This window comes from Ruegeria sp. BA2 (assembly GCF_056539605.1).
Genome location: NZ_JBQFVE010000018.1, coordinates 1 through 21,552 on the forward strand (window position 1 = coordinate 1; position 21,552 = coordinate 21,552).

Annotated in this window: 22 protein-coding genes and 1 tRNA gene; 13 read left to right on the forward strand and 10 right to left on the reverse strand. The window is 56.7% G+C overall.

Going from position 1 to position 21,552, the window contains the following annotated elements; translation table 11 throughout:
- Nucleotides 1–230: 230 nt before the first annotated feature.
- From msrQ to ACR0NN_RS22920, 3 genes are all read right to left on the reverse strand, one after another.
- On the reverse strand, nt 231–848 hold the full coding sequence (gene msrQ / locus ACR0NN_RS22910; RefSeq protein WP_170727130.1) for a protein-methionine-sulfoxide reductase heme-binding subunit MsrQ: 618 nt from the start codon (nt 846–848) through the stop codon (nt 231–233).
- Between the two features lies 1 nt (nt 849).
- Entirely contained in the window at nt 850–1,749 is a 900-nt protein-coding gene (gene msrP / locus ACR0NN_RS22915) for a protein-methionine-sulfoxide reductase catalytic subunit MsrP (protein WP_170727134.1), read from the reverse strand.
- Nucleotides 1,750–1,880: 131 nt separating this feature from the next.
- The gene (locus tag ACR0NN_RS22920) at nt 1,881–2,420 is read right to left on the reverse strand and encodes a winged helix-turn-helix transcriptional regulator (RefSeq protein WP_170727141.1); all 540 of its coding nucleotides are present in this window, start codon (nt 2,418–2,420) and stop codon (nt 1,881–1,883) included.
- 40 nt (nt 2,421–2,460) lie between these two features.
- Between ACR0NN_RS22920 and ACR0NN_RS22925 the strand changes: the two genes are divergently transcribed.
- Complete coding sequence (locus ACR0NN_RS22925; RefSeq protein ID WP_170727144.1) at nt 2,461–2,838, forward strand: VOC family protein; 378 nt, start codon at nt 2,461–2,463, stop codon at nt 2,836–2,838.
- A 75-nt stretch (nt 2,839–2,913) separates the two neighbouring features.
- Here the strand turns inward: ACR0NN_RS22925 and clpB are convergent, their stop codons facing one another.
- Together clpB and ACR0NN_RS22935 are read right to left on the reverse strand one after the other, a co-directional pair.
- On the reverse strand, nt 2,914–5,532 hold the full coding sequence (gene clpB / locus ACR0NN_RS22930) for an ATP-dependent chaperone ClpB (RefSeq protein ID WP_170727147.1): 2,619 nt from the start codon (nt 5,530–5,532) through the stop codon (nt 2,914–2,916).
- Between the two features lie 127 nt (nt 5,533–5,659).
- Nucleotides 5,660–5,980, reverse strand: coding sequence for a hypothetical protein (locus ACR0NN_RS22935; protein WP_170727150.1), 321 nt, complete (start codon nt 5,978–5,980; stop codon nt 5,660–5,662).
- Between the two features lie 132 nt (nt 5,981–6,112).
- On the opposite strand from ACR0NN_RS22935, the gene pyrF reads away from it, so the two are divergent.
- A complete protein-coding gene (pyrF, locus tag ACR0NN_RS22940) occupies nt 6,113–6,817 on the forward strand; it encodes an orotidine-5'-phosphate decarboxylase (protein ID WP_170727153.1) in 705 nt (234 codons plus the stop codon).
- 256 nt (nt 6,818–7,073) lie between these two features.
- Here pyrF and ACR0NN_RS22945 read toward each other — a convergent pair whose 3' ends face one another.
- Nucleotides 7,074–7,481, reverse strand: coding sequence for an NUDIX hydrolase (locus tag ACR0NN_RS22945; protein WP_170727157.1), 408 nt, complete (start codon nt 7,479–7,481; stop codon nt 7,074–7,076).
- 89 nt (nt 7,482–7,570) lie between these two features.
- Here ACR0NN_RS22945 and ACR0NN_RS22950 point away from each other — a divergent pair, with 89 nt between their 5' ends.
- On the forward strand, nt 7,571–8,824 hold the full coding sequence (locus ACR0NN_RS22950; RefSeq protein ID WP_170727159.1) for a DNA polymerase IV: 1,254 nt from the start codon (nt 7,571–7,573) through the stop codon (nt 8,822–8,824).
- Between the two features lies 1 nt (nt 8,825).
- Here the strand turns inward: ACR0NN_RS22950 and ACR0NN_RS22955 are convergent, their stop codons facing one another.
- Nucleotides 8,826–9,698 carry an N-formylglutamate amidohydrolase gene (locus tag ACR0NN_RS22955; RefSeq protein WP_170727162.1) on the reverse strand — a complete coding sequence of 291 codons (873 nt, stop codon included), beginning with the start codon at nt 9,696–9,698 and terminating at the stop codon, nt 8,826–8,828.
- A 149-nt stretch (nt 9,699–9,847) separates the two neighbouring features.
- Between ACR0NN_RS22955 and ACR0NN_RS22960 the strand changes: the two genes are divergently transcribed.
- From ACR0NN_RS22960 to ACR0NN_RS23000, 9 genes are all read left to right on the forward strand, one after another.
- Nucleotides 9,848–9,922, forward strand: a tRNA-Val gene (locus tag ACR0NN_RS22960).
- Between the two features lie 90 nt (nt 9,923–10,012).
- Nucleotides 10,013–10,138 carry a type B 50S ribosomal protein L36 gene (gene ykgO / locus ACR0NN_RS22965; protein ID WP_005648635.1) on the forward strand — a complete coding sequence of 42 codons (126 nt, stop codon included), beginning with the start codon at nt 10,013–10,015 and terminating at the stop codon, nt 10,136–10,138.
- 207 nt (nt 10,139–10,345) lie between these two features.
- Nucleotides 10,346–10,888 (forward strand): 3-hydroxyanthranilate 3,4-dioxygenase, encoded by a 543-nt coding sequence (locus tag ACR0NN_RS22970; protein ID WP_170727164.1) that lies wholly within the window; start codon nt 10,346–10,348, stop codon nt 10,886–10,888.
- Nucleotides 10,889–10,910: 22 nt separating this feature from the next.
- Nucleotides 10,911–11,885, forward strand: coding sequence for a TRAP transporter substrate-binding protein (locus tag ACR0NN_RS22975; protein ID WP_170727168.1), 975 nt, complete (start codon nt 10,911–10,913; stop codon nt 11,883–11,885).
- 63 nt (nt 11,886–11,948) lie between these two features.
- Entirely contained in the window at nt 11,949–12,482 is a 534-nt protein-coding gene (locus tag ACR0NN_RS22980) for a TRAP transporter small permease subunit (RefSeq protein WP_170727171.1), read from the forward strand.
- A complete protein-coding gene (locus ACR0NN_RS22985) occupies nt 12,479–13,741 on the forward strand; it encodes a TRAP transporter large permease (protein WP_170727173.1) in 1,263 nt (420 codons plus the stop codon). The genes ACR0NN_RS22980 and ACR0NN_RS22985 overlap by 4 nt, the downstream gene beginning before the upstream one ends.
- A 265-nt stretch (nt 13,742–14,006) precedes the next feature.
- Nucleotides 14,007–15,023: a Fe(3+) ABC transporter substrate-binding protein gene (locus tag ACR0NN_RS22990; RefSeq protein ID WP_170727175.1), complete on the forward strand. Its 1,017-nt coding sequence runs from the start codon at nt 14,007–14,009 to the stop codon at nt 15,021–15,023.
- Between the two features lie 118 nt (nt 15,024–15,141).
- On the forward strand, nt 15,142–15,696 hold the full coding sequence (locus ACR0NN_RS22995) for a helix-turn-helix transcriptional regulator (RefSeq protein WP_170727178.1): 555 nt from the start codon (nt 15,142–15,144) through the stop codon (nt 15,694–15,696).
- Nucleotides 15,693–16,211, forward strand: coding sequence for a GNAT family N-acetyltransferase (locus ACR0NN_RS23000; RefSeq protein WP_170727182.1), 519 nt, complete (start codon nt 15,693–15,695; stop codon nt 16,209–16,211). Before ACR0NN_RS22995 ends, ACR0NN_RS23000 begins: the two co-directional genes overlap by 4 nt.
- Before the next feature lie 464 nt (nt 16,212–16,675).
- Here ACR0NN_RS23000 and ACR0NN_RS23005 read toward each other — a convergent pair whose 3' ends face one another.
- Nucleotides 16,676–16,930, reverse strand: a complete 255-nt coding sequence (locus tag ACR0NN_RS23005) for a BolA family protein (RefSeq protein ID WP_170727186.1) — start codon at nt 16,928–16,930, stop codon at nt 16,676–16,678.
- A gap of 107 nt (nt 16,931–17,037) precedes the next feature.
- Here ACR0NN_RS23005 and ACR0NN_RS23010 point away from each other — a divergent pair, with 107 nt between their 5' ends.
- Nucleotides 17,038–17,661, forward strand: coding sequence for a DnaJ domain-containing protein (locus ACR0NN_RS23010; protein WP_010441101.1), 624 nt, complete (start codon nt 17,038–17,040; stop codon nt 17,659–17,661).
- A 27-nt stretch (nt 17,662–17,688) separates the two neighbouring features.
- On the opposite strand, the gene dld is transcribed toward ACR0NN_RS23010, so the two are convergent.
- Together dld and ACR0NN_RS23020 are read right to left on the reverse strand one after the other, a co-directional pair.
- Nucleotides 17,689–19,371: a D-lactate dehydrogenase gene (dld, locus tag ACR0NN_RS23015; protein WP_170727188.1), complete on the reverse strand. Its 1,683-nt coding sequence runs from the start codon at nt 19,369–19,371 to the stop codon at nt 17,689–17,691.
- Between the two features lie 13 nt (nt 19,372–19,384).
- Nucleotides 19,385–21,451 (reverse strand): TRAP transporter large permease subunit, encoded by a 2,067-nt coding sequence (locus ACR0NN_RS23020; RefSeq protein ID WP_170727190.1) that lies wholly within the window; start codon nt 21,449–21,451, stop codon nt 19,385–19,387.
- Nucleotides 21,452–21,552 lie beyond the last annotated feature (101 nt).

The following is a 21,552-nucleotide window of genomic DNA, read 5'->3' on the forward strand; positions in this document are numbered from 1 at the left end:
CAACCGCCTCAGCAGCGCCGGTGAAGGGCGTTCTAAGTATAACCAATCATATCCGCAAGCAGAAAATTCAAGAAAACAAAGAAAAAATGGGAGAACTTCATTAAATCATTATTTAACAATCATTTACGTTAATATCCGCTGGCGAAATCCCCGCATTCGCGCGGATCCTCAACCATGATTTGATGCTTAATGCACCTATCCAGATGTTTACCCACAGACTCGGCTGCGGTTCAGGCGGAATCGACCCGCCGGGTACGGAACAGAATGGATGAGACTGGCAGGCGTACCACCAAAAGCCCGAGAATGATCGCAAGGTAAACCAAGGGCTCGATCTGAAAGCCCTTCGCCAACATCACATAATGCACAGCCCCAAGAATCGCGGCTGGGTAAACCAAGCGATGTAATTTGCGCCATCGAGGGCCAAGGCGGCGAACCGACCAGTTGTTGGACGTGATCGCAAGAGGCAGCATCAGGACAAACGCAGCCATGCCAACTGTGATGTAGGGCCGCTTGATGATGTCCGCCCAAATCTGACTGGGGATCTGAACATCCAGAATGAGCCAAACCAATAAATGAACAGCCACATACAAGAATGTCAGAACACCTATGGCACGGCGGAATTTCATCAGATTTATTCCACCGAACCGGCGCAAAGGTGAAATCGCGAGACCGAGAATCAATAGCTGTAATGCGAGCTCCCCAAATTCATGCTCCAGCGCCTCGATAGGTTCAACCCCAAGCCCACCAGTGATGCCCTGATAGAATAACCACGGCGCAGGCAAGGCCCCCAGAAGGTAGACGGCCCAGACAGGAACCCGTCGCAAGAGATCGTTGAGGCGCTGAATCATCTCAGTAGTTCTTTGCCAGGTCCATACCTTCGTAAAGGCTGGCAACCTCGTCCTCATAGCCGTTGAACATCAGCGTCGGAATTCGCTTTGCAAACAAACCTCCGCCGATTTGGCGTTCCGAGGCCTGGGACCAGCGCGGATGATCCACATTGGGGTTCACATTGCTGTAGAAACCATATTCCCGCGGACCTGCCATGTTCCAGCTGGTTGGGGGCTGCGTGTCCGTCAGAGTGATACGCACAATCGATTTGATCGATTTGAAACCGTATTTCCACGGAACAATCAGCCTCAACGGGGCACCATTCTGGTTAGGGATCGTTTTTCCATAGATACCAGTTGCCATAATGGTTAAAGGATGCATAGCCTCATCCAGCCGCAAGCCTTCGCGGTAGGGCCATTCGAGCACCGGATATGCAACACCCGGCATCTCATCCGGGCGATATGCGGTCTCGAAGGCGACGTATTTCGCGCCTTCCTGAACCCCGGCCATATCAAGCAAATCCGCCAGTTCGAACCCGTTCCATGGGATGACCATCGACCATGCCTCGACACAACGGAAACGATAGATTCGCTCCTCAACGGTCATTTCGGACATGATATCTTTGAAGTCATACTCTCCCGGACGATCCACCAGCCCATCGATGGTAACGCTCCAGGGCTCGGTCACCAGAGTGTGAGCATATTTGGCGGGATCGTCCTTACGAGTCCCGAACTCATAATAGTTGTTGTACGAGGTGATCTCTTCCCATGTGTTCGGCTCTAACGTCTCGGCCGTCGCAGGTCGCGCAAGGCCCGCCAGCCCAACACCCGCCAAACCGGCCATGACCTGCCGCCGGTTCAGGAACGCCGCCCTTGGGGTGACGTCTGCATGCGTCAGTTTGTTGGTCCAGCGATGCGCCATTTGGTTCTCCGTCGTTCGTTGTCCTCGAAAGTGAGGTAAGGCCTGATAACACAGAGCCAAGGAAACAGGCGTAACGATTGAGCGAACGGATTGTAACGTAAACCGGTCATGCTTTGGCGCGGGAATAGCAGTCACACGATATTCAAGCCGACAACACGGTTTATTTCGCAGCCTAGATTGACCGCCTGATAGGTCGGAAAAGGCAACCGGGCCGAAGTTTCGATATCGCGCCGCACCCAGTCCTGCGCTTCTAATTGCTTGAGCGAGGATGACAATGCACGATCAGTAATCACCCGGAGATCTGACCTAAGACCTGAAAAGCGCCGGGGTTGGCGAGTCAACGCCAGAATAGGAATCGTCCAACTGCGGCGCAGTAACTTCAATTCAGTATCATCTGGCACCAAAGCCACGATCTCTGCTGCTACTGCCGCCGCCTGAACCCCGATTTTGGTCAAACGGAATTCAGGTCGCAGAGGGTGGCCGTGGCCCGGGTTCCGTTCAAGCAAGCCAAGGCTGACCAGATGTTCAAGACTTGCCGCAAATGCTGTCCGGCTTGCGCCGATAGCGGCGAGCAATGGGGCCTGCCTGCCGGGAACCCCTTGGTGTAGCTGCGCGAGAATGTTCAGCGACCAGGCCCGAGAGGTAAGCTTGACAAGTAGCTTTATGTCCATAATGTATAGTTACTTTATTTTAGGACAAAAGGAAAGTTCCATGTCTCTCGTTTCCTTAGAAAACACCATCACACTCGCAATCTCGGTCAAAGACCGCCACGCAAGCGCGAAGTGGTATAATGAGAAGCTCGGGTTCGAATTGCTCCATCATTTTGATGAAGCTGGGTGGAGCGAGATGTTGACAAAAACCGACGGCGTGACCCTTGGCCTTGGCGAGCAAGCCGAGCCTGCGCCGGGCAATACCGTCCCTGTATTTGGTGTTTCAGATATCGTCATCGCACGCGGCGCCTTGGAAGGGGCTGGCGTCCGATTTGACGGAGACACCGAGACAATTGAAGGGATGGTCAGCACAGCGACGTTTTATGATCTTGATGGCAATGCCATGATGTTGGCTCAAGACTTGTCAGGGCAGGCTTGATCTATGGCATTTCAGCGTTGTGCTGTCATACAAAGAGACCCGCCAGTTTTGGCGGGTCTTTTCATTTTTAGCGCTTTAGTGAACCACTGCATCGTCCGGTCGCGGACGCTCAGAAGTTCCCAATCGGTCTCCGATGATTAAACCCTCAGTTCCGGCTGTCACTGGAACGGTTTCGCCATCCTTGATCTCGCCAGCCAGCAAGGCTTCGGCCAGCGGGTTCTGCAACGCGCGCTGGATCACCCGTTTCAGCGGACGCGCACCAAAGACCGGGTCATAGCCTTCGTTGGCCAGCCATTCCTTGGCGCCATCATCCAGCGCAAGCTCGATCTTGCGGGCGGCCAGACGTTTCTGCAGACGTGCCATCTGGATATCGACGATGCCATCCATATCGGCCCTCTTGAGACGGTCGAAGATGATGGTTTCGTCCAGACGGTTCAGGAATTCCGGCCGGAAATGCGCCCGGACCGCATCCATCACATCGCGACGCGCTTGCGCGCTGTCGGCACCTTCGGGCAGTTGGCTCAGCGCCTGAGACCCGAGGTTCGACGTCAGGATGATCAGCGTCTGTTTAAAGTCCACGGTGCGGCCTTGACCATCGGTCAGCACACCATCGTCGAGAACCTGCAGCAGCACGTTGAACACATCCGGGTGCGCCTTTTCGACCTCGTCAAACAGCACGACCTGATAGGGCCTGCGCCGCACGGCCTCGGTCAGCACGCCACCTTCGTCATACCCGACATAACCCGGAGGGGCACCGATCAGACGAGCAACCGCGTGTTTCTCCATGAACTCGGACATGTCGATGCGCACCATCGCATTGTCGTCATCGAAAAGGAAATTCGCCACGGCTTTGGTCAGTTCAGTTTTACCCACACCAGTCGGCCCGAGGAACAGGAATGAACCCAGCGGGCGGCCTTCGTCATTCAGGCCCGCACGCGCCCGGCGCACGGCGTTGGCGACAGCAGTCACTGCCGAATCCTGACCAATCACGCGGGAATGCAGCTCATCTTCCATGCGCAGCAATTTCTCGCGCTCGCCTTCCAGCATTTTTGAGGTCGGAATACCGGTCCAGCGTTCGACAACGCTGGCGATCTGTTCCGGACGCACCGTTTCCTCGGCCATCATGGAGTTGCTTTCGGCGTTCTCGGCCTCGGTCAGCTTTTTCTCAAGCTCGGGTATGACACCGTAAGACAGCTCACCCGCTTTGGCCAGATTGCCTTCGCGCTTGGCGATTTCCAGATCAGCGCGCGCCTTGTCGAGCTGCTCTTTCAGATCACGCGCACCCGCAAGTTTGTCGCGTTCGGCTTGCCATTGGGCGGTCATCTCGGCGGATTGCTCCTGCAGGTCGGCCAGATCCTTTTGCAAGGTCTCCAGTCGGTCCTTCGAGGCCGCGTCGTCCTCAAGCTTCAGCGCTTCTTCCTCGATCTGCATCTGCAGGATCTGGCGATCAAGCTGATCGAGTTCCTCGGGCTTGGAATCCACCTCCATCCGCAAACGCGACGCTGCTTCATCGACAAGGTCGATGGCTTTGTCAGGCAGGAAGCGGTCGGTGATGTAGCGATGCGACAGTGTTGCCGCCGATACCAGCGCCGAGTCGGAAATCCGCACGCCATGGTGCAACTCGTACTTTTCCTTGATGCCACGCAGGATACTGATCGTGTCCTCGACGGTGGGTTCAGCCACCACAACAGGTTGGAACCGGCGGGCGAGGGCCGCGTCCTTTTCCACGTATTTGCGGTACTCATCCAGCGTGGTCGCACCGATACAATGCAGCTCACCCCGGGCAAGCGCAGGCTTGATCAGGTTTGCTGCATCCATCGCGCCATCGGACTTACCGGCGCCAACCAGAGTGTGCATTTCGTCGATGAACAGGATGATCTCGCCGGCGGCCTCGGTCACCTCGGTCAAAACGGCCTTGAGGCGTTCTTCGAACTCACCACGGTATTTCGCGCCAGCGATCAGCGCACCCATGTCGAGCGCAAGCAGCTTCTTGTCTTTCAGCGACTCCGGCACGTCACCGTTGACGATGCGCAGGGCCATGCCCTCGGCGATTGCGGTTTTACCGACGCCGGGTTCCCCGATCAGAACCGGGTTATTTTTGGTCCGCCGCGATAGAACCTGCATCGAACGGCGGATTTCCTCATCGCGTCCGATGATTGGGTCGATCTTACCTTCGGCGGCGGCCTCGGTCAGATCGCGCGCGTATTTCTTGAGCGCATCATAGCCCTCTTCCGCCGATGCGGTGTCAGCGGTGCGACCCTTGCGGATATCGTTGATCGCTTCGTTCAGCTTCTGCGCAGATACGGCACCAGCTTCCAATGCTTCTTTGGCTTTGGATTTCACCATACACAGCGCCATCAACACACGCTCGACCGGCACAAAACTGTCGCCCGCCTTGGTGGCGATCTTTCCGGCCTCGTCCAGCACCTTGGCCGTCTGGCCATCCATATAAATCTGGCTCGCGTCACCGCTGACCTTTGGGATCTTGCCCATCGCGGCGTCCAGAGCCTCAACCACGCGGCTTGGCGCACCGCCCGCGCGTGTGATCAGGTTGCTCGCCAGCCCCTGATCGTCGTCCATCAATGCTTTCAGTATATGTGTGGGTTCCAGCCTCTGGTGCCCCTCACGCAGCGCAATGGTCTGCGCCGCTTGCACAAAGCCTCGTGCCCGCTCGGTGAACTTGTTCAAGTCCATAGCATTCTCCTTTTCTTAAGCGCCCGGTTTGGATGCGCCCGCTTGGCGGCACGTATCGGTCTGGGCCTCACATTCAATCTGGGAAATATCTTTGCCCATTCAAGGGGCTGCACGGAGAATTCCGCCGTTAGCCGCGCGGGATCGAATAGACCGAATATCCACCTGTTTCCGCCATCTTTTGGGCATTATACATCTCAAGCAGCGATTGCTCGGCGCTACTACCTGTAGGGCACGAGACAAGATCGGCGGTATGGTCCAGAAACTCGACGGTAAAGGCGCTTTCACCGGTGAGCTGACACCAATCATCTTCGGACCGGTAGCCTCGGACAAGTGGCAGGTTGTCATTGGTCGGGGCAGGGGCAGCGCCGGTTTCGGGCGGGGTGCTTGGTGGGGTTTCCTCGCAGGCGGCCAGCATCAGCACTGCGCCAATCGCAAACATCTTTTTCATAACTCTATCCCTCGGCTTGAATGACCGCACCATAGCACAATCGGGGAAATTCTGCGTGACATGCCTCACCCAGATGGACAGAGCGTGCCGAACCCGTTACGACGCAGACGTTTGCCAAAAAGGAGCGCCCCCATGTCCGATGACCGTTTGATTGTAGCCCTCGATGTCCCGAACGCCCTGCAGGGGCTGGCCATGGCCGAGCGGCTGGGCGATGCTGTGTCGTTTTACAAGATCGGGCTGGGCATGCTGACGGGTGGTGGGCTGGCGCTGGCCAATGAGCTGAAGCAGGATCACGGCAAGCGCATATTCTTGGACATGAAGCTGTTCGATATCGGCAATACGGTGGAAAATGCCGTGCGCGGGCTGGCGCAGTTCGATCTGGATTTTCTGACCGTGCATGGCGATCCGCATGTGGTGCACGCCGCGAAAGAAGGTGCTGCGGGCAAAGACCTGAAAATTCTGGCGGTGACGATCCTGACCTCGTTGAACCGGGACGATCTGGATGCCAGCCTGCTGAAATCGGGCGACGTGCAAGAGCTGGTGGTCGAACGGGCCGCCAAGGCATTCGAGGCCGGAGCGGATGGGGTCATCGCTAGCCCGCAAGAGGCTGCCTTGATCCGCGCTCTGCCCCAGTCCGAGGGCCGGTTGATCGTCACCCCAGGCGTCCGCCCGGCAGGTGCCGCTATGGGCGATCAGAAACGGGTCGCCACCCCGGCCAGCGCAATTGGGGATGGCGCGGATCATATCGTTGTGGGCCGTCCAATCTATCAGGCGGATGATCCCAAAGCAGCGGCTCAGGCCGTTTTGAATGAGTTAAATTCTTTGACACGTCACTAGCCAGCCTCCGGGAATCAGGCGGAAATTGTGGCAAGAACAACGCGCAAACAGTTGACGTTAGGTCAATTTCCCGACTGACCGCGCCATAATGCCCCTGTGCCCCAAAACACACATTCAAGATGTGAGTATTGACACGCCCGGCTTACACCTATCGAAACAAGCCGTTTTGCGCGATTCTGTGGGCGAGACACTCCCCAACGGATCGCGTCTTCCTGAGATCCGTTACTTCCCCCCGCAAGCGCGGGGGGTTTTCTTCTTAAACAGCGCTGAACGAATTTGCCTCGGACAAATAGTCTTGCAGGCGGTTTACGAAGTTCGGGATCGCCAGCGGATGAGACAGGTAATCTAGCGGAGATATCAGCTTCCACCCCTGCCCCTCATCGCCAAAGCGGATCAATTTGACGTCAGCTGATGGACGTCGCGTGACGAAGAACCAGTTTTGACCGTATTGCCGCGACCAGATGAGGTCGTTGGCGGACAGCTGCAATCCAAGCTCTTCCAAGGTCTCGCGCAGGGCGCATTCGATGGGTGTTTCGCCGGGTTCCCGCCCGCCGCCCGGGAAATCGAGATAGCCCGGGAACAGGATATCCGGTTTTTGGTCCCTCTCGATCACCAGAAGATCATCGCCCAGAAACACGGCGGTTTTGGCTCCGATGAAATCCATAGCTGCCCTTTTTATTCCACCACATTCAGGGTAAATTCTAGCCGATAGAATGACTGAGCCAAGCCGCATCTGGCCGGAAAGACCCAACAATGCCCGCCATCTGTCGCGATTGCCTGAGCCAATTAAAACACGGCCAGCGCTGCCCGTCCTGCGGCAGCCCGCGTGTGAAGGCACATCCCGAACTGTTTGATCTGACGATCGCGCATATGGATTGCGATGCGTTCTACGCTTCGGTCGAGAAACGCGACAATCCTGATTTGGCGGATAAGCCTGTGATCATCGGTGGTGGCAAGCGCGGGGTGGTGTCGACCGCCTGCTATGTGGCGCGCATCCGGGGCGTACGCTCGGCCATGCCTATGTTCAAGGCGCTGGCCCTGTGCCCTGATGCGGTAGTGATCCGGCCGCGCATGTCGCTTTATGCCAGCGTCTCGCGCGAGATTCGCGCAATGATGGATGAGCTCACTCCGGATGTGGAGCCTCTGTCACTGGACGAGGCGTTCATGGATCTGTCCGGCACCGAACGGCTGCACGGCGCGCCGCCAGCGGTGATGCTGGCACGGCTGGTGAAAAGGATGAAGGACGAACTGGGCCTGACCGGATCAATCGGTCTGAGCCACAACAAGTTTCTGGCGAAAGTGGCATCAGATCTGGACAAACCGCGCGGATTTTCGGTGATCGGCAAGGCAGAGACGGCAGAGTTTCTGCATGACAAACCCGTGCGGCTGATCTGGGGCATCGGACCTGCTGCGCAGGATTCGCTGGACCGCGCCGGGATTCGTACCTTCGCTGATCTTCTACGCTGGGATCAAGAAGCGCTGACAGCACGGTTCGGATCAATGGGCTATCGCCTGTGGCATCTCGCGCGCGGGCAGGACAAACGCCGGGTTTCGGCCCATACGCCGATGAAGTCGATCAGCAACGAGACCACCTTTTTCGAAGACACCGCCAGTATCGATGTTCTGGACGGCCACATATGGCGCCTGTCCGAGAAGGTGGCGGACCGGGCCAAGGCCAGAGGGTTGGCGGGTCGAGTGGTGACGCTAAAGCTGAAGCGCGCCAACCACAAGATTATCACGCGGCGGGTGTCTCTGCATGACGCGACCCAGATCGCCGACCGGATTTACCGCACTGCGCGCGGCTTATTTGATCAGGTCGGAGATCAGGGACCTTATCGCCTGCTGGGATGCGGATTGTCCGATTTGTGCTCGGAAGAACAAGCCGATATCTCTGGTGATCTTTTGGACCCCGGTGCCGCGCGCAGATCACAGGCAGAGCGCGCGACTGATGAAATCCGGCGTCGTTTCGGAAGCGATGCAATCGTAAAGGGGCGCGCGTTGCGCTAGGTTATTCGGCCGCCAGGGACATTGGATCAGACCCGATCCCGACAATCTGCGCCGTGACCTGCCGCAACACATCACGCAATGCTTCGAAATTCCCATTCGGCTGAATAGTCTCCTCATCCATATAGAGAGACCTATCAATTTCAATCTGGACAGCATGTTGGTGGCGGCTAGGCCGACCATATGTCTGGGTAACATAAGCGCCGGCAAAGGGCGTATTGCGCACCACGTTTAGACCGGCTTCGGCAAAGGCGGCCTCAATCTGATCGACAATCACTCCCGAGGCTGCGGCACCAAACCGATCACCCAGCACGATTTCGGGCTGCCCGCTGCGCGCACCACCGGCCATCGCCACCGCCTCATGCGGCATCGAATGGCAATCAATAAGGATCGCCTGCCCAAAATTCTGATGCGATTCGGCCAACAGAGATTTCAGGCGCGCATGATACGGACGCCAATAGGTATCGATCCGCAAACGCGCCTCATCCATCGTCAATTTGCCGCTGTATATCGCCCGGCCATTTGCCACCACGCGGGGGATCACTCCCAAACCGGACGTGACGCGTGGATTATGCCCATGGCGCCGCGCGCCTTGTATCAGCGCCGGGTCCAGCTCATCAGAGTTGCGATTAAGGTCCAGATAGGCACGTGACATGGAGGCCGCCAGCAATGGGGCACCAAATTCGGCCGCTGAAGAAAAAAGCTGATCAACATAAGCGTCCTCGGACGAACGAATCACATTGCGGCTCAGCACAGTTCGTTTCAACAACGACTCTGGGTAGGTTCTGCCGCTATGCGGTGACGCAAACACCACACAGGATGTACGCTCTGCTGGCATATCCAGAACATAGGCTGAATGTGGTGCGATATCGGACATGGGTTCTCCGTTGTTCGCACTCAACATAGACCGTAAAATAGTTCTGCCAAACCCCTTGATCCCCCTAACGACTCCTTTTATAGACCCCGCTACCGGCGCGGGGTTCCGCGCCCCATTTCGTTATGGGGCAGGTCACGCAACGGTTTCATGGGCGGTTAGCTCAGCGGTAGAGCACTTCGTTGACATCGAAGGGGTCACAAGTTCGATCCTTGTACCGCCCACCATGAATTCATTGTTCCGGTTTTCCGGGGCACCCGATTAACCCAGGCGCTGGCCACGTCTTTGATGAAGGCGCCGCAGATTGGAGACAGACCATGAAGGTCAAGAACTCGCTCCGCTCGCTCAAGAACCGGCATCGTGATTGCCGGGTTGTGCGTCGCAAAGGCCGCGTCTACGTGATCAACAAGACGCAGCGCAAGTTCAAAGCTCGCCAGGGCTGAGAACTGCACATAACCGTTTAAAGAAACCGCGCCTCTGAGCGCGGTTTTTTTGTGCCTTGATGAGCGCGGTCGACCTCAGGGCACGACATTAATGCGATCCAGGCTCCCACTGCGGCAGAGCTATAAGAAAACGAGATATCCAATTCCGGATAAATTCTTTGCAGTTATGGAAAAACAGGCCAAACTTTCCTGATCAGGGAGAGGGCCATGTCGAAGCTACGTGCATTCAATTTTCAGAAATGGATCGACGAACACCGTCACCTATTGAAACCACCTGTTGGAAATCAGCAAATCTGGGAAGATGCCGATCTCATGGTCACCGTGGTCGGCGGGCCGAACAAGCGGACCGATTATCATGACGACCCGGTTGAAGAGTTCTTTTACCAGCTCGAAGGCGACATGGTGTTGAAACTGTTCGACGGAGAGGACTTCTATGACGTTCCAATCCGCGAAGGTGAGATTTTCCTGCTGCCGCCACATGTGCGCCATTCGCCGCAGCGCCCGCAAGAGGGCTCGATCGGGCTGGTCATAGAACCCAAGCGGCAAACGGGCGAGTTGGATGCTATCGAGTGGTACTGTTTCGAATGCGGATCGCTGGTTCACCGGGCTGAGATGCAATTGCAATCAATCGTCAAAGACTTGCCGCCCGTCTACGAAAAATTCTATGCATCAGTAGAAGACCGAACATGCCCGAACTGCCAGACCGTGCATCCGGGAAAAGAGCCACCAGAGGGCTGGGTCACACTCTGACGCAATAACAACAGGGGAAGACATGAAACATCTTGCTAAGATCGCCGCATCTGCTGCCGTACTGGCTGCGACATCTCTTGCCGCTCAGGCTGAAGAATTTCGTCTGGGCTTGATCACGCCACCACCGCATATCTGGACAAAAGCTGCCGAGTCATTTGGCGCTGAGCTGAACGAGGCCAGTGGCGGAGCGCATTCCGTTTCGGTCTTCCCGGCGCGTCAGCTGGGCAATGAGGCCGAGATGCTGCAACAATTGCAGACCGGTGCGCTGGACATGGCGTTCATGACCGTCGCCGAGGTTTCGAACCGCGCCCCTGAACTAGGGGCTTTTTACGCGCCCTATCTGGCAGACGATATCGGCCATGCGGGGCGTATCCTGCGTTCGGACACAGCCAAAACGATGCTAGAGCCCCTGCCCGGACAGGTCGGCGTTGTTGGCGTTGGTTACGGAATGGCCGGGCTGCGCCAAATCGTTAGCCGGGGCGATGTGTCATCCGCCGACGACTTGTCGGGTCTGAAACTGCGCATCACGCCTTTCACGCCGATCCTCGATTTCTATAACGCGGTCGGGGCCGCGCCTACGCCTATGCCGTTGCCTGCGGTCTATGACGCGCTGGCCAATGGGCAGGTCGACGCCATTGATATGGACGCCGAACTGATCTGGGTGCTGAAATACTACGACCACGCCGACACGATCGTACAATCTGATCACATGATGTTCCCGATGGTCGGATTGGTTTCAGCCAAAGTCTGGGCCGGATTGTCCGACGAAGATCGCGCGATGATTGGCGATCTGATGGCCAAACATGTGGACAGCACCATCGATGCCTATGTCGCCAACGAAGCGAAGTGGCTGGAACAGATTGAGGGCACCGGCAAAGCCTACAAAAAAGTGGATGCCTCGTTCTTCGGCGATGCGATCGAAGAATGGAACGGCATCTGGTCGGAAAAGACCTCATCCCTTGACGCATTGCGCGCGACTGCGGCAGAAACCAAGTAGAATTGAACGTATCAGGGAAAGGGCGCGGGTCGATCCTGCGCCCTTTTGTTTAGGGGATCGGTGATGTTGTACCGGCTGTCAGCCGCATGGGCGCGGGTCGAGTTGTGGTGCGCGGCAGCGCTTGCGGTTTGCGTCACCCTGTTGATCTTGCTGAACGTGGTTACACGAAGCGCAGGAAATGCATTGTTCTGGGTCGATGAATTGGCAATCTATGCAATGGTCTGGATGACGTTTCTTGGCGCGTCGGCAGCACTGCATCATCGAAACTCGGTTTCGATTACAATCCTCTCCGATCAGGTGCCCGAACCGATCAAGCCGATCATCCGAAAAGCCGTTGATATCGTCGTGTTTGCGTTTGCTATTGCGATGCTGTGGTTCTGTTGGCGCTGGTTCCTACCGCTCGACATCGCGCAGGCCGGGTTTGACACGATGGCGTTCCAGGGGAGCACCTTCAACTTCATCTATGCCGAGCCAACCCTGACACTCGGGCTGCCGAAATTCCTGTTCTGGCTCGTCATGTGGCTGTTTGCGCTGGGTGCCACGCTACATTCCACGATGCACCTCTTGGCGCGTCCATCCGAGGGTGCACCCGTATGAGCCCGATTGTCTTTCTGGCGACGCTGCTATTGTCAGTTCCCGTTGCGGTCGTTCTGGCGATCACCGCGATCTGGTATATCTGGGAAAGCGGCAACACGGTTCTGTATGACAGTTTCGCGCAAAAGATGTTCGGTGGACTAGAGAACTACGGGCTATTGGCGATCCCTCTTTTCATGCTGACCGGAGAGCTGATGAACGAAGGAGGTATGACTCGTCGTCTGGTTTCATTGGCGCGTGTTTTTGTGGGCGGGTTTCGCGGAGGTTTGGCCTATATCAACCTGCTGGCCAATATGTTCATGGCGGCCATCATTGGCTCGGCCACCGCTCAGATCGCGGTGATGTCCCGCGCCATGGTCCCCGCGATGCAGGAAGAGGGCTATGACAAGGGCTTCGCCGCCGCGACGACTGCAGCTGGAGGCCTGCTGGCGCCGGTCATTCCTCCGTCGATGATGTTCGTCATCTTTGGTGTTTTGGCACAGATCCCCATCGGAGACATGTTCATTGCCGGGATCATTCCGGGGCTTCTATTGGCCGGAGCCTTTGCATTCGTGATAGCCCTAATCGGCTGGTCGCAGCAGTTTCCCAAGGGTGTCTGGATGTTGCGCGCTGATGCCATACAGGCCCTGATCTCGGCCCTGCCCGCGCTGCTGATTCCAGTGTCGATCATCGGGGGTATCCTGTTCGGGATCGCCACGCCCACCGAATCCGCCGCCATCGCATCGCTGATCGCCTTTCTGGTTGGATGGCTGATCTATGGTGACCTGAAGCCCCAAAATTTGGGTGAGATGTTCAAGCGTACCGCTTCGAACGCGTCGATGATCCTGTTCATGATTGCTGCGGCCAGCGTGTTTGGCTGGGTGATCATCTACGAAGAGATCCCGCAACAACTTGCAAGCCTCATCACATCGATTACCTCTGACCCATTCATGTTCCTGCTGATCGTGAATATCGCTTTGCTGCTGGTTGGTATGGTGATCGACGGTATCGCTGCCATCATTCTGATCACACCCATACTACTGCCAATTGCCACAGGGTCGTACGATATAAGCCCTTATCAGTTCGGGGTCGTGGTCTGCCTGAACCTTGTTCTTGGCCTGCTGACCCCACCCGTGGGCATCGGCCTTTACATCGCATCCTCGATGAGCGGCACGAGCCCCGGGACAATCTTGAAATCTCTCTGGCCCTTCTTGATCGCGGTTGCCACAGTCTTGGTCCTGCTGAGCTATGCTCCAAGATTATCGACATTCTTGATCCAGTAGTGCCGCGCCGGAGCAGAACGCCCTGACCTTAACGCCTTTTGCTAGGCGTTGGACTGATGCGTGATAAGGATTGATCCGATCCGGTTGCTTCAACTGCTACCGACTACCGCATGTTTCACTTTTGGCTATATTTCGCACCCAAACCCGTCGGCGACAATTTGACCAAGTAATTTTGTCGGAATTGCTTGCATCTCTCGTGAAATTGTCTAATTGACTATTTCAGTCGGGAAATCGCCCGCAAAGAATTCTAAAGCTGGGACACATCATGCTGAAATCCTCCACATGTATCGCCGCCGCGCTGACGGCTCTGATCGCCACATCGGCCGCCGCCGACGGAGAACTGAACCTGTATTCGTCGCGCCACTACGACACGGACGAGCGCCTGTATTCTGACTTTGAAGAGGCCACCGGCATCACCATCAACCGTATCGAAGGCAAAGCGGATGAGCTGATCGCGCGGATGGAGGCTGAAGGCGCAAACTCACCCGCTGACATTCTTCTGACAGTCGACACATCACGTCTTGCCCGTGCCAAGAACGCTGGCATCCTGCAGCCGGTCGAAAGCGCTGTTCTGGAAGAGCGTATCCCGGCGAACCTGCAGGACGAAGACAACCAGTGGTACGGCTTCTCGCAGCGCGCGCGGATCATCTTTTTCGACAAGGCCGAGGTTTCCAACCCGCCCGCAACCTATCTTGATCTGGCCAAGCCCGAATATGAGGGTCTGATCTGCATCCGCTCGTCCAGCAACACATATAACCAGACACTTTTGGCTTCGATCATCACCAATCACGGCGCTGAAGAAGCCGAGAATTGGGCCCAGGGTATTGTCGCCAACATGGCGCGCGAACCGCAAGGCGGCGACACTGACCAACTACGCGGCATCGTCTCGGGTGAGTGCGAGATCGCAGTGTCGAACTCATACTACTTTGCCCGCGCTATGCGCAAAGACGTCAAAGGCCTGAGCTCTGATATCGAAATGATCGGCGTGCAATTCCCGGCACAAGACGCAGAGGGCGCGCATATGAACCTGTCGGGTGCTGGTGTCGCAGCCAATGCGCCGAACAAAGAGAATGCCATCAAGTTCCTCGAGTATCTCGCAAGCGATCAGGCGCAGGTCTATTTCTCGAACGGGAACGATGAGTTCCCCGCGGTCGAAGGTGTCGCACTTGCCGATAACGTTGCAGCCCTGGGTGAATTCAAAGCGGATGAAGTGAACCTGTCCGAGGTCGCCAAGAACATCCCTGAAGCGCAGAAAATCTTTAACGAGGTTGGCTGGAAGTAAGGCTCCCAATCTATCGTGCAGTTGAGGGGCGTGGATTTTCTGCGCCCCTTTTTTTGTTGCTGACGAAACAGATTTAGTTAATGATCCCATATATGAGATTTATTCCCATATGTGATCAATGCTAGATACACTTTCAAACCGCCTCGCCAAACGCCTGAACGACCTGCGCCAACGTCGCGGCTGGTCGCTGGAACAACTTGCAGATCAAAGCAAGATCAGTCGGGCCACCCTATCACGATTGGAAAACGGCGACGTCAGCCCAACCGCTGAAACCCTTGGCCGTCTGTGCGCGGCCTACGGCTTGCCCATGTCGCGCCTGTTGATGATGGTCGAAGACAGCTTCGACCCGAAAGTTCCTTTTGAGAAACAGCCGGAATGGCATGATCCCGAAAGCGGCTTTACGCGCCGGTCGGTATCCCCGCCCGCAACCGGCCTCAGCGGAGAAGTGATAGAAGGGCATCTGCCCCCCGAAACCATCATCACCTATGACACCCCGCCCAAGCCCGGGCAAGAACATCACCTGATCATGTTGGACGGCGTTCTGACACTCACCGTAGACGGAGTTGATCACGTGCTGAGCGGTGGTGATTGCCTGCGCTATCATCTTTCGGGGCCCACGCGATTCGAGACCGGGCCCAAACGCGGCGCCCGCTATCTTCTGGTGTTGATATGATAACACGGCTGTCTGCGGCATATTTCGACGAGGCTCTGGAGGATCTGACCGACATCTTGCACAGCTGTGTCCATACCGGGGCCAGCATCGGTTTTATCCTTCCGTTTTCACAAAACGAAGCCCGCGCTTATTGGCAACACCGCGTGCAACCTGATCTCAAGGCGGGTGGCCTAGAGCTTTTCATCGCCTATGGCGAAGGGCGTATACTTGGCACGGTCCAACTGATCCCTGCGTTAATGCCAAATCAACCCCATCGCGCAGATGTGGCAAAGCTGTTGGTCCATCCGCAGGCGCGACGTCGTGGTTTGGGCCGTGCGCTAATGGAGGCGCTTGAAAACCGGGCGCGGGAATTGAAGCGAACAACACTTGTGCTGGATACCCGCAGCAGCGACCCCTCGCGCCTGCTCTATCAGTCCATGGGTTTTCAAATTGCCGGAGAAATCCCAAACTATTGCCGCAACCCGTTCGAGAACCGATTGGAACCCACCACCTACATGTTCAAGGAAGTGGTTTGACCGCCCAACTCTCATGCGTTCGTGGCCAAGCGGTATATGATCCCATGCGCAGTCTTGATAAAGGTTGGCGCCGAAGGATCAGGATCAATCTCTTTGAGCAGGCACTCAACAGGCATGTCAATTTTAAGCCCCCCAACAATCATTTAACTCCAACGTGCTTTGTCGCGCAAAGGTCACGTGAAAATGCATATGTGGGCTGATGTCTATCGCCTGCAGAACATCAGATTTCTATAATATTATTCCGGGTCAGTTTAGTCACCCTCGCAGTTGTCAGGCTGAGCTCAAGGCCTTTGCCGACTGGCTTGGTTGACAACGAGGCTTCGAACATATGTTGGTGCAACTCAATCAACATACCGGAACCGATATCCGCATTGTATGGTCTCGGACGAATAATTCTGCCGGGATTGTCGCGTTTCACCCCAGGCCCACCGGTTGCACCCCTTACGCACGCGGACCCTGCGACCTCAGGTATCGATATCCAGCGCCAGCGCATGAATGCGCGGCACGATATCGCCCAGCGCTTTGTGTACCATGCGATGGCGGGCAACGCGGGTCTGGCCTTCAAACGATGCGGCACGGATGCGCACGTTGAAATGGCTTTCACCACCTTCCTGATACCCGGCATGTCCTCGGTGACTTTCGCTATCGTCCACCACCTCCAGCTCACGCGGATCAAAGGCGGCCTGCAATCGGTCACGGATTTCGTTAGTCAGGCTCATTTTTGTGCTCAACGGCAAATAAATTGCCGTCCCCCTCTTCTACTTTCGGCTGCTTAGATTAAACTGCTGCCTCCGAGTCGAAAAGATGCGTTCGTGAGGTTGAGCAGATGGTAAAGTCAGATCCCTTTGGATTCGATATGTCCGTATCCAGCGCAAAGAAAAAGAAGCCGCGCGGGCGTCGGGGCATGTCTGGTGCGTCCGAAACCTCGGTGCGAATCTGTGACCATGAGGGTTGCGAAGAGGCTGGAAAATTTCGCGCACCCAAAGCGCCGGACGTGCTGGATGACTTTTTCTGGTTCTGTCAGCAGCATGTGCGTGAATATAACCAGAAATGGAACTTCTTCGACGGCACGACCGAGGCCGAGCTGAACGCGCAACGCTCGAAGGATAAGGTTTGGGAACGTGAAACCAAACCGATGGGCGATCCCGAAGCGCGCGCATGGGCACGTCTGGGCATTGAAGACCCCCATCAGGTGCTGGGGGAAAACGCCACCAAGAACCCGGGCCGTGCCAATTCCGGCGGCCGCCGCCTACCACCCACCGAGCGCCGCGCGATCGAGATTCTCGAAGCGCAGGACAGCTGGTCGAAAGCCGAGATTCGCAAGGCCTATAAAAAGCTGATCAAGGTGCTGCACCCGGATATGAACGGCGGCGACCGGTCACAGGAAGAGCAATTGCAAGAGGTCGTCTGGGCCTGGGATCAGATCAAGGACAGCCGCAGCTTTAAGTAAAGCCAAACGGCTGCCGCCCGACTCGGGTTACGAATAGTGTTTGTTACGGGACATCTTGCCAATGCCCGGATTCATGCTGTTCGTGGGATCGACCGACTTGTAAAACGCTGCCAGATCAGGTTTTGCCGCATAGAGATGGCCGACATTATGTTCGGCCGGGTATTCGGCACCGCGTTTATCCAGCAACTCTAGCATCGCGCTCTTCAACGCCTTAGGGTCCGCCCCTTTTTTTACGACGTAGTCCTGATGCAGCACATGGCACATGAAATGGCCATAGTAGAGCTTGCTGACCAAATGGTCCGCGATCTCGGCAGGCAGTTCCTCGAACCAGTCACTGTCATTTCGGCGCAGCGCGATATCCAGCGCGATGATATCTTCGACTTCTGAGGCATGAACATTCATATAACGGATGGCCGCACCCGCGGCGGCAAAGCGATGCAATCCGGCGATCTTGGCTTCGCGCGGGTCGCATTCAAAGAAATCCAGCTTGCCATCCGCTGTCATTTCATTGAGCAGCTCGCGCGTTTCGTCGATGCCTCCATCTCGCATCTTTAGGATCAGATGATGTGGGTACCGTTCCCGATAGGCGCGCATCCGGCGCGGCAGGATATCGGGCCAGAAACGCATCGCAAACTGCATGAACCGATCCGTGAAATTGCTAAGACCCGGTATGTTTTCCAACCGCGCATCTACTGCGCCTTTTAGCGCAAAGAAGGTGGGCAATCGGTCGGTGCCCAGCTTGTCGATCATCACCATGGTATCTTTGCCGTAGCGATCCGAGATATCAAAAATCTCTTCATGCATGTATTCGGCACTGACCGGCAAAGTCTTGAACCCAGAAAGGATACGGCGGCGCAGCTCGGTCAAGGCACTGGTGTTTTGGGCACCAACGTAGAAAGTGCGTTCGCTATCATTCTTGGGGTAGGTGTCCAGCCGGACGGCGAAGACAGCCAGTTTTCCTGCACATCCCGCGGCCTCGTACAGACGAGACTTGTCTGCATTGAAGCGGGCTGGCGTATTCGCGTCCACATCGCGCACCCGGCGCGCGTAGTCTGTATCCGAGGCCTTGCGGTTGTCCGTTTCGATATCAGCCGTCGAGAAATCACCGTTCTGGAGGCGGGTCAGAATTTCCTCAGGCGTATCCCCCAACTGCAAGCCCAGATGGTTGACCAACTCAAGCTGACCATCCAGCGTAATGCGCGCGTGCAGCGACAGCTCGGTATAGGAAGGGCCACGCTCGACCAGCGAGCCGCCCGAATTGTTGCACACGCCACCGACGACCGATGCGCCGATGCACGAGGATCCGATCACGGAATGGGGTTGCCGTCCGATGGGCGCCAGCAGTTTCTCCAGCGCAAACAGAGTGCTGCCGGGAAAACTGATCACTTGTTTGCCTTCATTGATTAGGTGAAGGTCATCCATCCGCCGTGTGTTGATCAGCACCACATCGCGATCATAGCGGCCTTTGGGTGTAGACCCCTCGGTCAGGCCGGTATTGGCGGCCTGCATGATGACGATTTTATCGGCGGCAACGCAGGCTTGCAGCACCTGCCATTGTTCAAGCAGCGTGGCGGGTTGAACAACTGCCAGCGCATCGCCTTCGCCCGATCGGAATCCCCGTCGAAACCGCCGGGTGCTGCGGGCCGAGGTCATTACGTGCCGCCGCCCGCAAATGGCCTGAAGACGCTTGATCAGATCGGCATCTGTCATCCCGCCATCCTCCTCAATAGGCGACCGAGGGCAACCACGTTGCCAGCTGCGGCCAGAGGAAGACAAAGAACAAACCGGTCAGCTGCAGGATCACAAATGGAATGATGCCTTTGTAGATATCGGTCAATTTGATCTCAGGCGGGCAGACACCTTTGAGGTAGAAGAGCGCAAAGCCAACCGGCGGCGTCAGGAATGACGTCTGCAAAGTTACCGCCACAAGAATCACGAACCACACCAGTGCCGGTTCATCGATGACGCCAAAGCCGTCGATGTCCAGACCCAGCCCATTCACAATGGGGCGCATCAGGGGCAGGACGATTAGCGTGATTTCGATCCAGTCAAGAACAAAGCCCAGCAGGAAGACAATGAATAGGATCATAAAGACGGTGCCATTAGGCCCAAGCCCAGTACCGTGGATCATATCCTCGATCAGCGCATCACCGCCCAGTTCACGCAGGACGTATGAGAACACGGTCGCACCCAGGAAGATCGCGAAGATATAGGCGGTGGTGTTGAACGTGGCTTTCAGCACGTTCACCAGCTTGGCCAGCGTCAGCTTGCGATATCCCAGCGCCAGCAGTGTGGCACCCAGCGCACCTACGCCCGAAGCTTCGGTCGGTGTGGTCAGGCCCGCAAAGATCGAACCCAGCACGGCAAGGATCAGAGCCAGCGTCGGCAGAACGGCGATCAGCACGTCCTTAACCGCGTTCCAGTCGGGGCGCTTAGCACCCTCGGGCACCGGGGCCACGTCGCGTTTGATCAGGGCGATGACGAAGATATAGGTCAAGTACAGCGCGCCAATGATCACACCGGGGAAGACGGCCGCCATGAACAGATCCCCAACCGACAGCGCCATTTGATCGGCCATGATTACCAGCATGATCGACGGCGGAATGAGGATGCCCAGCGTGCCTGACGCGCTGACCACACCAGCGGCCAAAGAGGGGCTGTATTTCTGCTCCATCATCGAGGGCAGCGACAGCACGCCCAGCAGCACCACCGAGGCTCCGATAATGCCAGTTGAGGCGGCCAGGATGATACCGATCATTGTCACCGTGATCGCCAGCCCGCCGCGCACCGTACCAAACAGGCGCTGCATTGAGGTCATCAGACGCTCGGCCACACCGGATTCGTCCAGCATCAGGCCCATGAAGATGAACATCGGCAGCGCGACCAGAACGGCGTTGGACATGGTGGCATAGACCCGGTTCACCACCGCGCCCAGCGTCAGATAATCCAGACCGGTGAGAGTTTCCTCAAGCCCGGTCCAGTTCATCATGCCATTGTCGAACAGATAGGCGAGCCCGCAATATGCGACCCCGACCCCCGCCAGCGTCCATGCCACGGGGAAGCCGGTGAAAAGCAGCGCGATGAAGGTCAGGAACATCGCGATGACCAGTTTTTCCTCGGTCGTTTCCACCAGGAAGGTCAGCGCGGTCGCCACCACGGCAAAGCCCACCAGCGCCCAGATAATCAGGCGCAGTCCCTTGCCCTGCCGCTCTTCCTCCAGATTAATGAACAGGGCGTGCACGTCGTGGATCAGCCGCGCCGCCGCAGCCAATGCCAGCAATACAAAACTGGCCGGGATCACACCTTTCAAGGCCCAACGCGCGGGCAGACCTGTGGGGCTGTCCGAGGATTCGTTGACGCGCCAGCTTTCGTAGAAATAGTCATACCCCTGATCGATCATCAGATAGATGAACGGAACCAGCAGTGTGAAGATGCCGATGATCTCAATGATCCGCCGCGCGCGCTGGCTGAGCTGCATGTGCAGCAGGTCGACCCGCACGTGGCTGTCAGTGACCAGCGCATAAGAAATGCCGATCATCGTCACCAGACCATAGAAATGCCACTGAATCTCATCCAGCTTGGGATAGTTCTGGTTCAGCAGATAGCGCATCGCCACTTGCGAAACGATGGCCGCAACCAGCAGCAGATTTGCCCACATGACCACATGACCCACCGCCTTGACGCCGTTGTCGATGGCAACGGCCAGTTTCTGGCGATCGGGCTCCCCATGCTCAAGGATGCTTTCATAGACTTCAATCGGGTCGTCCTGATGACGCTGTGTCTCGGCCATGGTCTCCTCCTCAAGAGTTTGGCGGTGGGGACGTGAATGCGCCCGGAATGTTTGGGAAAATGAAGAAAATCAGAGCTGTACGAGGGCGGCGGAAGGAAGCC

Excerpts from the sequence above, each read along its gene's own strand:
- ACR0NN_RS22990 (WP_170727175.1), top strand. The coding sequence starts at position 14,007 with ATGCTGAAATCCTCCACATGTATCGCCGCCGCGCTGACGGCTCTGATC.
- ACR0NN_RS22955 (WP_170727162.1), bottom strand. The coding sequence starts at position 9,698 with ATGTCCGATATCGCACCACATTCAGCCTATGTTCTGGATATGCCAGCA.
- ACR0NN_RS22970 (WP_170727164.1), top strand. The coding sequence starts at position 10,346 with ATGTCGAAGCTACGTGCATTCAATTTTCAGAAATGGATCGACGAACAC.
- msrP (WP_170727134.1), bottom strand. The coding sequence starts at position 1,749 with ATGGCGCATCGCTGGACCAACAAACTGACGCATGCAGACGTCACCCCA.
- ACR0NN_RS22925 (WP_170727144.1), top strand. The coding sequence starts at position 2,461 with ATGTCTCTCGTTTCCTTAGAAAACACCATCACACTCGCAATCTCGGTC.
- ACR0NN_RS23000 (WP_170727182.1), top strand. The coding sequence starts at position 15,693 with ATGATAACACGGCTGTCTGCGGCATATTTCGACGAGGCTCTGGAGGAT.
- ACR0NN_RS22975 (WP_170727168.1), top strand. The coding sequence starts at position 10,911 with ATGAAACATCTTGCTAAGATCGCCGCATCTGCTGCCGTACTGGCTGCG.
- ACR0NN_RS22935 (WP_170727150.1), bottom strand. The coding sequence starts at position 5,980 with ATGAAAAAGATGTTTGCGATTGGCGCAGTGCTGATGCTGGCCGCCTGC.
- ACR0NN_RS22995 (WP_170727178.1), top strand. The coding sequence starts at position 15,142 with ATGCTAGATACACTTTCAAACCGCCTCGCCAAACGCCTGAACGACCTG.
- dld (WP_170727188.1), bottom strand. The coding sequence starts at position 19,371 with ATGACAGATGCCGATCTGATCAAGCGTCTTCAGGCCATTTGCGGGCGG.
- ACR0NN_RS23020 (WP_170727190.1), bottom strand. The coding sequence starts at position 21,451 with ATGGCCGAGACACAGCGTCATCAGGACGACCCGATTGAAGTCTATGAA.
- clpB (WP_170727147.1), bottom strand. The coding sequence starts at position 5,532 with ATGGACTTGAACAAGTTCACCGAGCGGGCACGAGGCTTTGTGCAAGCG.
- ACR0NN_RS22950 (WP_170727159.1), top strand. The coding sequence starts at position 7,571 with ATGCCCGCCATCTGTCGCGATTGCCTGAGCCAATTAAAACACGGCCAG.
- ACR0NN_RS22920 (WP_170727141.1), bottom strand. The coding sequence starts at position 2,420 with ATGGACATAAAGCTACTTGTCAAGCTTACCTCTCGGGCCTGGTCGCTG.
- ACR0NN_RS23010 (WP_010441101.1), top strand. The coding sequence starts at position 17,038 with ATGGTAAAGTCAGATCCCTTTGGATTCGATATGTCCGTATCCAGCGCA.
- ykgO (WP_005648635.1), top strand. The coding sequence starts at position 10,013 with ATGAAGGTCAAGAACTCGCTCCGCTCGCTCAAGAACCGGCATCGTGAT.
- ACR0NN_RS22985 (WP_170727173.1), top strand. The coding sequence starts at position 12,479 with ATGAGCCCGATTGTCTTTCTGGCGACGCTGCTATTGTCAGTTCCCGTT.
- ACR0NN_RS22945 (WP_170727157.1), bottom strand. The coding sequence starts at position 7,481 with ATGGATTTCATCGGAGCCAAAACCGCCGTGTTTCTGGGCGATGATCTT.
- ACR0NN_RS23005 (WP_170727186.1), bottom strand. The coding sequence starts at position 16,930 with ATGAGCCTGACTAACGAAATCCGTGACCGATTGCAGGCCGCCTTTGAT.
- ACR0NN_RS22980 (WP_170727171.1), top strand. The coding sequence starts at position 11,949 with ATGTTGTACCGGCTGTCAGCCGCATGGGCGCGGGTCGAGTTGTGGTGC.
- pyrF (WP_170727153.1), top strand. The coding sequence starts at position 6,113 with ATGTCCGATGACCGTTTGATTGTAGCCCTCGATGTCCCGAACGCCCTG.
- msrQ (WP_170727130.1), bottom strand. The coding sequence starts at position 848 with ATGATTCAGCGCCTCAACGATCTCTTGCGACGGGTTCCTGTCTGGGCC.